The sequence below is a fragment of the Micromonospora sp. NPDC003776 genome (genome assembly GCF_053605645.1).
The window spans coordinates 1-15,070 of the sequence record NZ_JBSGJR010000100.1 but is presented as its reverse complement, the minus strand read 5'-3'; the positions used below and the strand labels follow the sequence as shown (position 1 = coordinate 15,070).

Sequence of the window (15,070 nt, the reverse complement as noted above, 5' to 3'; positions counted from 1 at the left end):
GCTCCATGCGGCACGGGCCGTTCTCGTGACGGCGATCACCACTTCATGTATATGCAATCGGCTGCATGACGTTGCAAGAGGAGGCGACGGCCGGTAGCCTGGACTGCATAGTCATGCGGAGGTGAGTATGGGCATCCGAGTCGCGGTCGCCGGGGCGAGTGGGTACGCCGGTGGCGAGCTGCTGCGCCTGCTCGCCGGCCACCCCGAGTTCGACCTCGTCGCCGCCACCGCGCACTCCTCGGCCGGCCGGCCCGTCGCCGCCGTACATCCGCAGCTCGCCGGGCTGGACCTGACGTTCGGGGCGACCGACCCGGCCACCCTGGCCGACGCGGACCTGGTCTTCCTGGCGCTGCCGCACGGCCAGTCCGCGGCCCTCGCCGCGGCCCTGCCCGGCACCGTCAAGGTGGTCGACCTCGGTGCCGACCATCGGCTGCGGGACGCGGACGCCTGGGCCCGCTACTACGGCGGCGAACACGCCGGTGCCTGGACCTACGGACTGCCCGAGCTGCCCGGCCAGCGCGCGGCGATCGCCGCCGCGACCCGGGTCGCCAGCACCGGCTGCTACGCCGTGGCCACCACCCTGGCGCTCGCCCCGCTGATCGCCGCCGGGGCGGTGTTCCCCACCGACGTGGTGGTGGTCGCCGCCTCCGGCACCTCCGGCGCCGGGCGGGCCGCCAAGGCCCACCTGCTCGGCAGCGAGGTGATGGGTGACCTGTCGCCCTACAAGGTGGGCGCGCACCAGCACGTGCCGGAGATCAAGCAGGCCACCGGGGCGGGCAGCCTCTCCTTCACCCCGGTGCTCGCCCCGATGCCGCGGGGCATCCTCGCCACCGTCACGGCCGTGCCGACCGGCGACGCCGACCCCCGCGAGGTGCTCGCCGCCGCGTACGCGGACGCACCCTTCGTGCACGTGCTGCCCGAGGGGTCGTGGCCGCACACGGCCGCGACGGCCGGCTCGAACTCCGCCCACCTCCAGGCCACCGTCGACGTCGACTCCGGCCGGGTGATCGTGGTCAGCGCCATCGACAACCTGGGCAAGGGCGCGGCCGGCCAGGCCGTGCAGAACGCCAATCTCATGTTCGACCTCCCCGAAACCACCGGACTCTCCGTGTTTGGAGTAGCCCCATGAGCGTCACCGCCCCCCGGGGCTTCCGGGCGGCCGGCGTGGCCGCCGGGCTCAAGGCCAGCGGCGCCGGCGACGTCGCCCTGGTCGTCAACGACGGCCCCGACGCCGGGATCGCCGGCGTCTTCACCGCCAACCGGGTCAAGGCCGCCCCCGTGCTCTGGACCCAGCAGGCCGTGCGCGGCGGCGTGGTCCGTGCCGTGGTGCTCAACTCCGGCGGCGCCAACGCCTGCACCGGCCCGGGCGGCTTCCAGGACACCCACGCCACCGCCGAGCACACGGCTGCGGCGGTCACCGCCGGCAGCCCCCGACTGATGATCGGCGCGGGCGAGGTCGCGGTCTGCTCCACCGGCCTGATCGGCGTGCGCCTGCCCATGGACAAACTCCTGCCCGGGGTACGCTCCGCCGTCCGCGGCCTGTCCCGCGACGGTGGCCGGCCCGCCGCCGAGGCGATCATGACCACGGACACCCGGGCCAAGACCACCGTGGCCCAGGGCAGCGGCTGGACCGTCGGCGGGATGGCCAAGGGCGCCGGCATGCTCGCCCCGGCGATGGCGACCATGCTCTGCGTGCTGACCACCGACGCGGTGGCCGGGCCGGAGACCCTGGACGCCGCGCTGCGCGCCGCCACCCGGGTCACCTTCGACCGGATCGACTCCGACGGCTGCATGTCCACCAACGACACGGTGCTGCTGCTGGCCAGCGGCGCGTCCGGCGTCGAGCCCACCGAGGCGGAGCTGACCGCCACGGTGACCGCCGCCTGCCACGACCTGGCCCAGCAGCTGATCGCCGACGCCGAGGGCGCCACCAAGCAGATCGCCATCGACGTCACCGGCGCGGCGAGCGAGGACGACGCCGTGGAGGTGGGCCGCTCGGTCGCCCGCAACAACCTGGTCAAGACCGCGTTGTTCGGCAACGACCCGAACTGGGGGCGGATCCTCGCCGCCGTCGGCACCACCGCCGCCGCGTTCGAGCCGGACGGGGTGGACGTCGCGGTCAACGGGGTCTGGGTGTGCCGGGGCGGCGCCGCCGCCGAGGACCGGTCCAAGGTGGACCTCACCGGCCGGGACGTGACCATCCGGATCGACCTGCACGCCGGCGACGCCGCGGCGACGATCTGGACCAACGACCTGTCGCACGCGTACGTGCACGAGAACTCGGCGTACTCGACATGAGCCTCACCGCGGACCTCACCCGGGCCCAGGCCAAGGCCGAGACGCTGATCGAGGCCCTGCCCTGGCTGGCCCGCTTCTCCGGCGCCACCGTCGTGGTCAAGTACGGCGGCAACGCCATGGTCGACCCCGAGCTGCAGCGGGCCTTCGCCGCCGACATGGTCTTCCTCCGGTACGCCGGCCTCAAGCCGGTCGTCGTGCACGGCGGCGGGCCGCAGATCTCCGCCATGCTGGGCCGGCTCGGCATCGCCAGCGAGTTCAAGGGCGGCCTGCGGGTCACCACCCCGGAGGCGATGGACGTCGTCCGGATGGTCCTGGTCGGCCAGGTCGGCCGGGAACTGGTCGGCCTGATCAACGCCCACGGCCCGTTCGCGGTCGGCCTCTCCGGCGAGGACGCCGGCCTGTTCACCGCGGTGCGCCGGCCGGCGTACGTGGACGGGGAGCCGGTCGACGTCGGGCAGGTCGGTGACGTGGAGTCGGTGGACGTCTCCGCGGTGGCCGACCTGATCGCGGCCGGCCGGATCCCGGTCATCTCCACCGTGGCGCCGGACGCCGACGGGGTGCTGCACAACCTCAACGCGGACACCGCCGCCGCCGCGCTGGCGATCGCCCTGCGGGCCCGCAAGCTGGTCGTCCTCACCGACGTCGCCGGCCTCTACGCGGACTGGCCGGACACCGCGAGCCTGGTCAGCGAGATCACCACCGACGACCTGGCGAAGCTGCTGCCGTCCCTGGAATCGGGGATGGTCCCCAAGATGGAGGCCTGCCTGCGGGCGGTGCGCGGGGGAGTGCCCGCCGCGCACGTCGTCGACGGCCGGGTCGCCCACTCGACCCTGCTGGAAGTGTTCACCTCGGAAGGATTCGGCACGATGGTGGTGGCGGAATGAGCACGCTGGTACAGCGCTGGGGCGCGGCCATGATGGACACCTACGGCACCCCACCGCTGGCGCTCGTCTCCGGCTCCGGCGCCGTCGTGGTCGACGAGGCCGGCCGGGAGTACGTCGACCTGCTCGGCGGCATCGCGGTCAACGCCCTCGGCCACGCCCACCCGGCCGTGGTGGCCGCCGTGTCCAAGCAGGTCGCCACCCTCGGGCACGTCTCCAACCTGTTCGTCGCCGAGCCGCCGGTGGCCCTCGCCGAGCTGCTGCTGGCCCTGGCCGGCCGCCCCGGCCGGGTCTTCTTCGCCAACTCGGGCGCCGAGGCGAACGAGGCCGCGTTCAAGCTGTCCCGGCTGACCGGCCGCAGCCACGTGGTCGCCACCCGGGGCGGCTTCCACGGCCGGACCATGGGCGCGCTGGCGCTCACCGGCCAGCCGGCCAAGGCCGACCCGTTCCGTCCGCTGCCGGGCGACGTCACGCACGTCGAGTACGGCGACGTGGCCGCCCTCGCGGCGGCGGTCACCGACGCGACCGCCATGGTGATCCTGGAGCCGATCCAGGGGGAGAACGGCATCGTCGTCCCGCCGCCCGGCTACCTCGCCGAGGCCCGGCGGATCACCGCCGCACACGGCGCCCTGCTGGTGCTCGACGAGGTGCAGACCGGCATCGGCCGCACCGGCCACTGGTTCGCCCACCAGGCCGAGGGCGTCGAACCGGACCTCGTCACCCTGGCCAAGGGGCTCGGCGGTGGCCTGCCCATCGGCGCCTGCCTGGCCTTCGGCCGGGCCGCCGAGCTGCTCGCCCCCGGCTCGCACGGCACCACCTTCGGCGGCAACCCGGTCAGCTGCGCCGCCGCCCTGGCGGTGATCGCCACCATCGCCAACGAGGGGCTGCTCGACCACGTCAAGCGGATCGGGGAGCGGCTGCGGCGCGGCGTCGAGGCGCTCGGCCACCCGCTGGTCACCGAGGTACGCGGCGCCGGCCTGCTGCTCGGGGTCGTGCTCGACCATCCGGTCTCCGGCGCGCTGGCGGCCGCGCTGCGGGAGGCGGGCTTCCTGGTCAACCCGGTGCAGCCCGGCGTGGTCCGGCTGGCCCCGCCGCTGATCCTGACGGCGGGGCAGGTCGACGCCTTCCTCGCCGCCCTCCCCGCCGCCCTCGACGCGGCCCTGCCCCCCGCGTCCGCCGCCCCCGCCGGTGCAGATCTTGGCAGGGAAGGGCCCCCGGAGGGGCCGGAATCCTCCAAGATCTCCACCGGCTCGACCACCACGGAGGCCCCCGCGTGATCCGCCACTTCCTGCGCGACGACGACCTGTCGCCCGCCGAGCAGTCCGCGGTGCTCGACCTCGCGGCCCGGATGAAGGTCGACCGGTTCGCCCAGAAGCCCCTGTCCGGGCCGAGGTCGGTGGCGGTGCTCTTCGACAAGCAGAGCCTGCGCACCCGGATCTCGTTCGACGCCGGCATCGCCGAACTGGGTGGCCACCCGCTGGTGGTGGACACCCAGGTCACCCACTTCGGGCGGGGCGAGAGCCTGGCCGACGCCGGCCGGGTGCTCTCCCGCTACGTGGCGGCGATCGTGCTGCGCACCCACGGCGACGACCGGATCGCCGAGGTCGCCTCGCACGCCACCGTGCCGGTGATCAACGCGCTGACCGACACGTACCACCCGTGCCAGCTGCTGGCCGACCTGCTCACCGTCCGGGAACGGTGCGGCGGGACCGCCGGGCGCACCCTGGCGTACGTCGGCGACGCGGCGAACAACATGGCGCACTCGTACCTGCTCGCCGGGGCGACCGCCGGGATGCACGTCCGGGTCGCCGGGCCGGCCGGGTTCCAGCCCGACCCGGAGATCGTCGCCCGGGCCGAGAAGATCGCCGCGGGCACCGGGGGTTCGGTCCGGGTGCTCACCGACCCGGTGCAGGCGGTCCGCGCCGCCGACGTGGTCGCCACGGACACCTGGACCTCGATGGGCCAGGAGTCCGACGGCCTCGACCGGATCACCCCGTTCCTGCCGTACCAGGTCAACGACGCGCTGCTCGGCCACGCCGGCGCCGACGTCATCGTGCTGCACTGCCTGCCCGCCCACCGGGGCGAGGAGATCACCGACGAGGTGCTGGACGGGCCGCACAGCGCGGTTTTCGACCAGGCGGAGAATCGGCTGCACGCCCAGAAGGCGCTGTTGACGTTTCTCCTGGAGGCATCCCCCTCATGACCGCTCCGCTGACCCGCGCCGCGCGGCACGCGCGCATCGTCGAGCTGATCCGCGACCAGGCCATCCACTCGCAGACCGAGCTGGCCGACCTGCTCGCCGGTGACGGCATCCAGGTCACGCAGGCCACCCTCTCCCGGGACCTCAAGGAGCTCGGGGCGGTCACCGCGCGTGGCGGCGACGGGCGGGGCGTCTACCTGATCCCCGAGGACGGCCACCGGCCGCTGCGCGAGGCCGAGGCCGCCCCGGCCCGCCTGGTCCGGCTGCTGCGCGAGCTGCTCAACGGGGTCGACTCCAGCGGCAACATCGCCGTGCTGCGTACCCCGCCGGGCGCAGCCCAGTACCTGGCCAGCGCGTTGGACCGAGCGGGCCTGTCCGAGATCGTCGGCACCATCGCCGGCGACGACACCATCCTCGTCGTGGCCCGCGAGGCCGACGGCGGCGCCGCGTTGGGCGACAAGCTCGCCGGGTGGGCCCGCCGGGAAGAGAACATCGAAGGGAGTACCACATGACCGAGCGGGTCGTTCTGGCGTACTCCGGGGGTCTCGACACCTCCGTCGCCATTCCCTACCTGGCCGAGCAGACCGGCGCGGAGGTGGTCGCGGTCGCCGTCGACCTCGGCCAGGGTGGCGAGGACCTGAACGTCATCCGGCAGCGCGCCCTGGACTGCGGCGCGGTGGAGTCCGAGGTGATCGACGCGCGTGACGAGTTCGCCGCCGAGTACTGCCTGCCGGCCATCCGGGCCAACGCCCTCTACATGGACCGCTACCCGCTGGTCTCCGCGCTGTCCCGGCCGCTGATCGTCAAGCACCTGGTCAGCGCGGCGAGGAAGCACGGCGGCACGATCGTGTCGCACGGCTGCACCGGCAAGGGCAACGACCAGGTCCGGTTCGAGGTCGGCCTGGGCGCGCTCGCGCCCGACCTGAAGATCATCGCGCCGGCCCGGGACTTCGCCTGGACCCGGGACAAGGCGATCGCCTTCGCCGAGGAGAAGGGGCTGCCGATCGACGTCACGGCCAAGTCGCCGTACTCGATCGACCAGAACCTGTGGGGCCGGGCCGTCGAGACCGGCTTCCTCGAGGACATCTGGAACGGCCCGATCGAGGACCTCTACTCGTACACCGCCGACCCGGCGCAGGAGCGGGACGCCGACGAGGTGGTCATCACCTTCGACGCCGGCGTGCCGGTCGCGATCGACGGCGAGACGGTGACCCCGTACCAGGCGATCCTCGAGCTCAACCGGCGGGCCGGCGCGCAGGGCGTGGGCCGGCTCGACATGGTCGAGGACCGGCTGGTCGGCATCAAGAGCCGCGAGGTGTACGAGGCACCCGGCGCGATCGCGCTGATCACCGCCCACCAGGAGCTGGAGGCGGTCACCGTGGAGCGGGACCTGGCCCGGTTCAAGCGCGGCGTGGACCAGCGCTGGGGCGAGCTGGTCTACGACGGCCTCTGGTTCTCGCCGCTGAAGCACTCGCTCGACGCGTTCATCGACGACGCCCAGCGGCAGGTCTGCGGCGAGGTGCGGCTCGTCCTGCACGGCGGCCGGGCGGTGGTCACCGGCCGGCGCTCCGAGGCCAGCCTCTACGACTTCGGCATGGCCACCTACGACACCGGCGACACCTTCGACCAGTCCCTCGCCAAGGGCTTCGTGCAGCTGTGGGGCCTGCCCAGCAAGATGGCCGCCGCGCGGGACTCCCGGTTGGGTGGTGCGTGATCGTGAACAGCACAATGGGTGGGGTGGACGACAAGAGCCTGATTGAGAACAGCGCCGCCGCCAACCGGACGAGCCTCTGGGGCGGCCGATTCGCCGGCGGACCCTCCGAGGCCCTGGCCCGACTGTCGGTGAGCGTGCAGTTCGACTGGCGCCTCGCCCCGTACGACATCGCCGGCTCCCGGGCGCACGCCCGGGTGCTGGCCGGCGCCGGCCTGCTCGACCCCGAGGAGCTGGGGAAGATGCTGGCCGCGCTGGACGACCTGGAGGCCGCCTGCGCCTCCGGAGCGTTCCGGCCCACGGTCGACGACGAGGACGTGCACACCGCGTTGGAGCGCGGCATGCTGGAGCGGCTCGGCAGCCTCGGCGGCAAGCTGCGCGCCGGCCGTTCCCGCAACGACCAGGTCGCCACCGACCTGCGGCTCTACCTGCGCGACCACGCCCGTGGGGTGGCCGAGCGGCTGGTGGAGCTGGCCGAGGCGCTGACCGAGCAGGCCGGCCGGCACGTCGACACCGGCGCGCCCGGCATGACCCACCTCCAGCACGCCCAGCCGGTCACCTTCGGGCACTGGCTGCTCGCCCACGTGCAGCCGCTGCTGCGCGACCTGGATCGGCTGCGCGACTGGGACCAGCGGACGGCGATCAGCCCGCTCGGCGCGGGCGCGCTCGCCGGCTCCGGCCTGCCGCTGGACCCGGTGGTGGTGGCCAAGGAGCTGGGCTTCCGGACGTCCTTCGCCAACTCGATGGACGCCGTCGCCGACCGGGACTTCGTCGCCGAGTTCCTCTTCGTGACCGCGATGATCGGCGTGCACCTGTCCCGCCTCGGCGAGGAGCTGGTGCTCTGGACCTCGCAGCAGTTCGGCTGGGTGGAGCTGGACGACTCCTTCGCCACCGGGTCGTCGATCATGCCGCAGAAGAAGAACGCGGACATCGCCGAGCTGGCCCGGGGCAAGTCCGGCCGGCTCGTCGGCGGGCTGATGAGCGTGCTCACCATGCTCAAGGGCCTGCCGATGACGTACGACCGGGACATGCAGGAGGACAAGGAACCGGCCTTCGACGCGGTCGACACCCTGGAGCTGCTGCTGCCCGCGCTGGCGGGGATGATCTCCACGATGACGGTCCGCGCCGACCGCCTGGTCGCCGAGGCGCCGGCCGGCTTCTCGCTCGCCACCGAGGTGGCGGACTGGCTGGTCCTCCGGGACGTGCCGTTCCGGGAGGCGCACGAGATCACCGGCAAGCTGGTCGCGCTCTGCGTGGCCCGGGACTGCGCCCTCGACGAGGTCTCCGACGAGGACCTGGCCGCGGTGAGCGAGCACCTCGACCCGTCGGTGCGGGACGTGCTCTCGGTGCGGTCCGCCCTGGCCGCCCGGATGACCCCCGGCTCCACCGGCCCCGGGCCGGTGGCCGACCAGCTCGCCGCCGCCGCCGACAAGCTGGCCGGCTGGCGGGAGTGGGCCGCCGAGCGGGTCGTGCCCCGCTGACCGGCTGCGCCGCCCGCGCCACCCAGGAAGGCCCCCGATCCGCGCCTCGCGGTCGGGGGCCTTCTTCTGGCCGGACCGGTTCCCGTGGCCCCGCAGGGGCATGCCCTGGTTTATGCCGTGGGGCGACGGGGATCCGCGGCGGGAATCGAGGGGGAGCGAAGTGGACAACAGAGTTGTCGAGCAGCCGACGCCGCCGTTTCCGGGCCAGTCCCAGTCGAGGCCGGGACTGGACGCCCGGATGGATCCTCGCCCGCGCAACCAGGCGACCGCACTGCGCGGGTCCGGAAAACTGACCGATTGCACGGCGCTGATCACCGGCGGGGACAGTGGGATCGGCGCCGCCGTCGCGGTGCTGTTCGCCCGGGAGGGTGCGAACGTGGCGATCGTCTGCCTGCCCGCCGAGCAGGAGGACGCGGACCACGTCTCCGAACTGGTGCGGCAGGAGGGACGGCGGTGCCTGGTGCTGACCGGGGACGTGAAGGACTCCTCGTTCTGCAACACGGCCGTGGAGCGCACGGTCGCCGAGTTCGGCCGGCTGGACATCCTGGTCAACAACGCCGCCATCCTGTTCCAGTACTCGTCGCTGGCCGACGTTCCGGACGATGATCTCGACGAGATGTTCCGCACCAACGTGTCGGGCTACTTCTACATGGCCCGGGCGGCGCTGCCGCACCTGCCGGCGGGTGGTTGCATCGTCAACTGCGGTTCGGTCGCCGGTTTCGAGGGGAATCCGTCGCTCGTCGGGTACGCGGAAACCAACGGGGCGATTCACACCTTCACCAAGTCGCTGGCGACGGAACTGATCTCGCGCGGCATCCGGGTGAACTGTGTGGCGCCCGGGCCGGTATGGACGCCGTTGAACGCCTCCAGCCGTACTCCGGAACAGATGGCGGGATACGGCGACCAGACCGACGGCGTACCGCTGGGCCGGCCCGCGCAGCCCGAGGAGATCGCGCCCGCCTTCCTGTTCTTCGCCAGCAACGCGGACAGCAGCTACGTCACCGGTGAGACGCTGGCCCTGTTCGGTGGCCGGATCCTCGCCAGGTGAACGGGCCGGCCGGGGCCCCGCCCCGGCGGTGAGGAGAGACTGGATGCTCGACCTGGACCCTGCCCTGCGGCCCGTGCATCGGCCGGACGGCTACCTCCGCCTGGAGGACCTGGGCGTGATCGGGGACGGCAGCACCGTCGCGCTCGTCGGCCTCGACGGCTCGATCCCCTGGCTGTGCCTGCCGCACTTCGACTCCGATCCGGTCCTCGCCGGCCTGCTCGACGCCCGGCGGGGCGGGCACTTCACCGTTACCGCCCAGGAGTTGCGGGAGGCCCGACAGCACTACCTCCCAGATACCGCTGTCCTGGTCACCGAGCTGCGCACCGCCACCGGTCTGGTCCAGATCACCGACGCGATCGTGGTTCGCGCCGGCGCCGATCTCGCCGACGACGCACCGGCCGGCCGCGGCGAACTCGTCCGCTCGGCGCGCGTCCTGCACGGCACCGTCCGGCTGGACGTGGACCTGCGGCCCCGCGACGGTGGCCAGCTCCACCCCGCGCTCGACGGCGTGGAGATCCACCCCGCCCGGCGGCCTGACCTGCGCCTGCACCTGCGCGCCGACCGGCCCCTGACCGGCCTGCCGGTCACCTTCGACCTGCGGGAGGGAGAACACGTGGACCTGGTGCTCTCCTGGGGCCGGGTCCACCGCCACCACCGCTTCGACGCGGAGGACCTGCTGGCGATGACCGCGGACGCGTGGCGACGCTGGATGGACCGGTGCACCTACCACGGTCCGCAGGAACCCCTGGTCCGGCGGTCGGCGATCACCCTCAAACTCTGCGACGACTGGGTCAACGGCGCCGCGGTCGCCGCTCCCACGTCCTCACTGCCGGCGCCGATCGGCGGCGTCCGCAACTGGGACTACCGGTACGCATGGGTCCGCGACGCCGCGTTCACCGTGTTCGCCATGCGCCGCATCGGCTTCGAGAACGAGGCGGACGCGTTCCTCGGCTGGATGCTCGACGCCTTCGAGCGCAGCCGGCAACCACGGATCATGTACACCCTCGACGGCGGCCCCGTACCGGACGAGGCCGAGGACCCCGGGCTGGAAGGCTACCGCGGCTCGGCCCCGGTCCACTGGGGCAACGGCGCGGCCGACCAGCGCCAGCACGACGTCTACGGCGAGGTCCTCGACTGCGCCGATCAGTGGGTACGCGCCGGAGGGGAGCTTCAGCCGGCGCTGTGGGCGCGACTGCACGGGCTCGCCGATGCCGCCGAGTGGGCGTGGCGGGAACCGGATCAAGGCATCTGGGAGCTGCGGAACGACGGCCGGGTGTTCACCTACTCAGCCGGGATGTGCCAGGTGGCGCTGGACCGGGCGGCCGCGCTCGGCGAACGGTTCGGCCCGGCGGGCTCGACAGCACGGTGGCGGTCGGCGGCCGCCGAGCTGACCCGACTCATCCTCGAGCGGTCCTGGGACGAGAAGGCACAGACGCTCAGCGCTCATCTCGACGGCGGTGGCGTGCTCGACGCGAGCCTGCTGGCCCTGCCCCTGCGCCGGGTGCTACCCGCCAGCCATCCGCGGATGGTGGCCACCACCGCCGCGGTCGCCGACCGGTTGTCGGCCGGGGACGGGTTGCTCTACCGCTACCGGCACGAGGAGGCGCCGGACGGGATCGAGGGCGACGAGGGCGCCTTCGTGCTGTGCAGCTTCTGGCTGGTCGAGAACCTCGTCCAGCAGGGACGCCTGGACGAGGCGCACGAGCTGTACGCCTCGCTGTGCGCGCGGACGAGCCCACTCGGTCTGCTGTCGGAACAGATCGACCCTGCCACCGGCGGCTTCATCGGCAACTTCCCGCAGGCGTTCAGTCACATCGGCATCATCGCCAGTGGGGTGAGCCTGGCCCGGGCCGCCGCCGGCGCAACCGGATGATCCGCGGTCCGGTCCGGCTGTCACTCGCTCAGCCGGTGGGCCGCTCGCGTCTGGGCAGCTTCGCCACCACCGCGTCGTACGAGCCGTCGACGGCGTCGATCAGCTCGTCGTCGGGGATGCCGCCGTCCAGCCGCAGGGTGTTCCAGCCCGACCGCCCGATGTAGGGGGAGGGGCGGGCGTCGTCGGGGAAGCGGTGCAGCCACTCGTCGGCCACGTCCCGGGACGGGCCGCACTTCACTCCCACCCGCGCCTCGCCATCGGGCGAGCCCAGGAAGGCGAAGATCCGGCTGCCCACCTTGACCACCTCGTCGCCCTCCCAGGGCCGGTCCAGGCGGGCCCCGGGCTTGCCCAGGCAGTACGCCAGCATCTCCTCGCGGGTCATCGGCATCAGTCGCCGGTGCCGGTGCGGACGGTCAGCCGCTCATAGCGCTGCCGGGCCGCCTGGGCGCTGCCCAGCCCCAGTCCGAACGCGATCGCCTGCCAGGTCATGCCGCGGCCGCGGGCGGTCTGCAACAGGCCCGCCTCGAGCGCGTCCACCTCGGCCCGCACGTGCGGAATCAGGGTCAGCGCGGCCATCAGGTCGGCCTGGTCGACCGGTTCCTCGCCCGGCTCCAGCTCCGCCCCGCCCGCCAGGGCCATCACCAGGGTCGACGCCTCGTACGCGTCCGGGACGTCGGGGTGGGCGTAGCGCCGGCGGCGGACGTTCGTGCCCGCGTGCCGTTCGGCGATCCGCATCAGCGCCGCGTAGTTACGGTGCGCGCGGGCCTGGGCAGCATCCGGAGCGGTGAACGGGTCGTTGTTCAGCGTGACCATGTCCTCCATCAGACAGCTTTGAACATGGTCTTGTCAACACTGCGTTGAAAGCAAGTTGTGTTCACGGTCCTGGCGCCGGATAGGGTTTGCCCGTGACCGGCACACACCTCGCCACCCTGTCCGACCTGCTCGCCGGCCCCGTGGTTCCCGCCGCCCGGGGGCTGCTCGGCTGCCGGCTCACCGGCAACGGCGTCACCGTCCGGATCACCGAGGTCGAGGCGTACGCCGGCACCGCCGGAGACCCCGCGTCGCACGCGTACCGGGGGCGTACCGCCCGCAACGCCGTGATGTTCGGCCCCGCCGGGCACGCCTACGTCTACTTCACCTACGGCATGCACTGGTGCGTCAACGTGGTCACCGGGGCGGACGGGGAGGCGTCGGCGGTGCTGCTGCGGGCCGGTGAGGTGATCGAGGGGCTCGACCTCGCCCGGGCCCGCCGCCCCGCCGTACGCCGGGACGTGGACCTTGCCCGCGGTCCGGCCCGGCTCTGCGCGGCGCTCGGCATCGACCGCTCGGTCTACGGCGCGTACCTGCTCGGCGAGGGTCCGGTCCGGCTGCGGCCGGCGGCCGCCCCGGTGCCGGAGGCGGCGGTCGCCGCCGGTCCCCGGGTCGGCGTGACCGGGGCGCACGACGTCCCGTGGCGGTTCTGGCTGGCCGGTGACCCGACCGTGAGTGCCTACCGCCGGCACGTGCCCCGGGTCCGGGGCGGAGCGGCGAAGGGGTGAGCCGGGCCACCCGGCGCCGGGGCCCCGACGGAATAGTTGACTCGTCAAATATGTTGTGCGGTGCGGTCCCGGGCCGCAGCGGTCCGGGCGTCACGCGAGGAGCTGGTCATGCAGTTCGGAGTCTTCACCGTCGGCGACGTCACGGTCGACCCGACCAACGGGCGGCTGCCGTCCGAGCATGAGCGGATCAAGGCCATGGTGGCCATCGCGCTCAAGGCCGAGGAGGTCGGGCTCGACGTCTTCGCCACCGGCGAGCACCACAACCCGCCCTTCGTGCCGTCCTCGCCGACCACCCTGCTCGGTCACATCGCGGCCCGCGCCGAGCGGCTGCTGCTCTCCACCGCGACCACGCTGATCACCACCAACGACCCGGTGAAGATCGCCGAGGACTACGCGATGCTCCAGCACCTGTCCGGCGGCCGGGTGGACCTGATGATGGGCCGCGGCAACACCGGCCCGGTCTACCCCTGGTTCGGTCAGGACATCCGCAACGGCATCCCGCTCGCGATCGAGAACTACGACCTGCTGCGCCGGCTGTGGCGGGAGGACGTGGTCGACTGGAAGGGCCGGTTCCGCACCCCGCTGCAGTCGTTCACCTCGACGCCGCGCCCGCTCGACGGCGTGCCGCCGTTCGTCTGGCACGGCTCGATCCGCAGCCCGGAGATCGCCGAGCAGGCGGCGTACTACGGTGACGGCTTCTTCGCCAACCACATCTTCTGGCCCAAGGAGCACACCCAGCGGATGGTCGGCCTCTACCGGCAGCGCTACGCGCACTACGGCCACGGCTCCCCCGACCAGGCCATCGTCGGCCTCGGCGGCCAGGTCTTCATGCGCCGCAACTCCCAGGACGCGGTCCGTGAGTTCCGGCCGTACTTCGACAACGCCCCGGTCTACGGGCACGGCCCGTCGCTGGAGGAGTTCACCCGGGAGACGCCGCTGACCGTGGGTAGCCCGCAGCAGGTCATCGACCGGACGCTCGGCTTCCGCGAGTACGTCGGCGACTACCAGCGCCAGCTGTTCCTGATCGACCACGCGGGCCTGCCGCTGAAGACCGTCCTGGAGCAGCTCGACCTGCTCGGCGAGGAGGTCGTCCCGGTGCTGCGCAAGGAGTTCGACTCGCTGCGCCCGGCCCACGTGCCCGACGCGCCGACGCACGCCTCGCTGCTGGCCGCCGCGGGCGGCGCCAAGGACAGCACCGTTCAGGCCGTCGACGACGTGACCGGCAAGACGCCCGAGGAGGCCCGATGACCCGCCGTACCCTCGCCGTCGTCTCGGCCGGCCTCGGCCAGCCGTCCTCGACCCGGCTGCTCGCCGACCAGCTCGCCGCGGCCGCCCGCGACGAGCTGGTCCGGCGCGGCGCCGAGGTGGAGATCCGCCCCGTGGAGCTGCGCGAGCACGCCCACGACGTGGTCAACCACCTGCTCACCGGCTTTCCGCCGGCCGCCCTGCGGGAGGCGCTGGACACGGTCGCCGCGGCCGACGGCCTGATCGCCGTCACCCCGATCTTCAACGCCTCGTACAACGGGCTGTTCAAGTCGTTCTTCGACGTGGTCGACCGGGACGCCCTGGCCGGCCGGCCGGTGCTGATCGGGGCGACCGGCGGCACGGCCCGGCACTCGCTCGCCCTGGAGCACGCGCTCCGGCCGATGTTCGCGTACCTGCGCGCGGTGGTCGTGCCGACGGCGGTCTTCGCCGCCCCGGAGGACTGGTCGGGCGACGGCGCCGAGGGGGCGCTGCGGGCCCGCATCCGGCGGGCCGGCGTCGAGCTGGCCGAGCAGGTGGAGCGCCGCCCGGCGGCGACCGGCCCAGCCGACCCGTTCGCCCTCACCGCCAGCTTCGAGGAGCTGCTCGCCGGCCGCGACCCGGCCTGACCGGGCCGGCCGTCAGTCGGCCGGTTCGTACGGGTGGGCCACCAGCACGGGGCAGTGGGCGTGCTGCACCAGGGCGCTCGCCGAACTTCCACCGCTGCTGCCGTGGTGGGGACCGCGCCAACGCGGACAGTAACGGCCCGGGAGTTCAGCCGACGAAACCACCTTGCGC

At 73.3% G+C, this 15,070-nt stretch carries 15 protein-coding genes; 13 read left to right on the top strand and 2 right to left on the bottom strand.

What is annotated here, in order from left to right; genetic code table 11:
- Nucleotides 1–127: 127 nt before the first annotated feature.
- From argC to ACWEVO_RS11655, 10 genes are all read left to right on the top strand, one after another.
- Nucleotides 128–1,129 (top strand): N-acetyl-gamma-glutamyl-phosphate reductase, encoded by a 1,002-nt coding sequence (gene argC, locus ACWEVO_RS11700; RefSeq protein ID WP_452307496.1) that lies wholly within the window; start codon nt 128–130, stop codon nt 1,127–1,129.
- Nucleotides 1,126–2,298, top strand: coding sequence for a bifunctional glutamate N-acetyltransferase/amino-acid acetyltransferase ArgJ (argJ, locus tag ACWEVO_RS11695; protein WP_452307495.1), 1,173 nt, complete (start codon nt 1,126–1,128; stop codon nt 2,296–2,298). The genes argC and argJ overlap by 4 nt, the downstream gene beginning before the upstream one ends.
- The gene (gene argB / locus ACWEVO_RS11690; protein ID WP_452307494.1) at nt 2,295–3,182 is read left to right on the top strand and encodes an acetylglutamate kinase; all 888 of its coding nucleotides are present in this window, start codon (nt 2,295–2,297) and stop codon (nt 3,180–3,182) included. Before argJ ends, argB begins: the two co-directional genes overlap by 4 nt.
- The gene (locus ACWEVO_RS11685) at nt 3,179–4,456 is read left to right on the top strand and encodes an acetylornithine transaminase (RefSeq protein WP_452307493.1); all 1,278 of its coding nucleotides are present in this window, start codon (nt 3,179–3,181) and stop codon (nt 4,454–4,456) included. The genes argB and ACWEVO_RS11685 overlap by 4 nt, the downstream gene beginning before the upstream one ends.
- Entirely contained in the window at nt 4,453–5,382 is a 930-nt protein-coding gene (gene argF / locus ACWEVO_RS11680; RefSeq protein ID WP_452307492.1) for an ornithine carbamoyltransferase, read from the top strand. The genes ACWEVO_RS11685 and argF overlap by 4 nt, the downstream gene beginning before the upstream one ends.
- Nucleotides 5,379–5,891 carry an arginine repressor gene (locus tag ACWEVO_RS11675; RefSeq protein ID WP_452307491.1) on the top strand — a complete coding sequence of 171 codons (513 nt, stop codon included), beginning with the start codon at nt 5,379–5,381 and terminating at the stop codon, nt 5,889–5,891. Before argF ends, ACWEVO_RS11675 begins: the two co-directional genes overlap by 4 nt.
- Nucleotides 5,888–7,093 (top strand): argininosuccinate synthase, encoded by a 1,206-nt coding sequence (locus ACWEVO_RS11670; protein ID WP_452307490.1) that lies wholly within the window; start codon nt 5,888–5,890, stop codon nt 7,091–7,093. The genes ACWEVO_RS11675 and ACWEVO_RS11670 overlap by 4 nt, the downstream gene beginning before the upstream one ends.
- 14 nt (nt 7,094–7,107) lie before the next feature.
- Complete coding sequence (argH, locus tag ACWEVO_RS11665; protein WP_452307498.1) at nt 7,108–8,571, top strand: argininosuccinate lyase; 1,464 nt, start codon at nt 7,108–7,110, stop codon at nt 8,569–8,571.
- A 238-nt stretch (nt 8,572–8,809) separates the two neighbouring features.
- Entirely contained in the window at nt 8,810–9,619 is an 810-nt protein-coding gene (locus tag ACWEVO_RS11660; RefSeq protein ID WP_452307489.1) for an SDR family oxidoreductase, read from the top strand.
- Nucleotides 9,620–9,662: 43 nt separating this feature from the next.
- The gene (locus ACWEVO_RS11655; RefSeq protein WP_452307488.1) at nt 9,663–11,492 is read left to right on the top strand and encodes a glycoside hydrolase family 15 protein; all 1,830 of its coding nucleotides are present in this window, start codon (nt 9,663–9,665) and stop codon (nt 11,490–11,492) included.
- Between the two features lie 28 nt (nt 11,493–11,520).
- Here ACWEVO_RS11655 and ACWEVO_RS11650 read toward each other — a convergent pair whose 3' ends face one another.
- Nucleotides 11,521–11,874, bottom strand: coding sequence for an MmcQ/YjbR family DNA-binding protein (locus ACWEVO_RS11650; protein ID WP_452307497.1), 354 nt, complete (start codon nt 11,872–11,874; stop codon nt 11,521–11,523).
- Between the two features lie 5 nt (nt 11,875–11,879).
- Nucleotides 11,880–12,314 carry a DNA-binding protein gene (locus ACWEVO_RS11645; protein WP_452307487.1) on the bottom strand — a complete coding sequence of 145 codons (435 nt, stop codon included), beginning with the start codon at nt 12,312–12,314 and terminating at the stop codon, nt 11,880–11,882.
- Between the two features lie 83 nt (nt 12,315–12,397).
- Here ACWEVO_RS11645 and ACWEVO_RS11640 point away from each other — a divergent pair, with 83 nt between their 5' ends.
- From ACWEVO_RS11640 to ACWEVO_RS11630, 3 genes are all read left to right on the top strand, one after another.
- The gene (locus ACWEVO_RS11640) at nt 12,398–13,030 is read left to right on the top strand and encodes a DNA-3-methyladenine glycosylase (RefSeq protein WP_452307486.1); all 633 of its coding nucleotides are present in this window, start codon (nt 12,398–12,400) and stop codon (nt 13,028–13,030) included.
- Nucleotides 13,031–13,138: 108 nt separating this feature from the next.
- Entirely contained in the window at nt 13,139–14,278 is a 1,140-nt protein-coding gene (locus tag ACWEVO_RS11635) for an LLM class flavin-dependent oxidoreductase (RefSeq protein ID WP_452307485.1), read from the top strand.
- Complete coding sequence (locus tag ACWEVO_RS11630) at nt 14,275–14,901, top strand: FMN reductase (protein WP_452307484.1); 627 nt, start codon at nt 14,275–14,277, stop codon at nt 14,899–14,901. Before ACWEVO_RS11635 ends, ACWEVO_RS11630 begins: the two co-directional genes overlap by 4 nt.
- Nucleotides 14,902–15,070 lie beyond the last annotated feature (169 nt).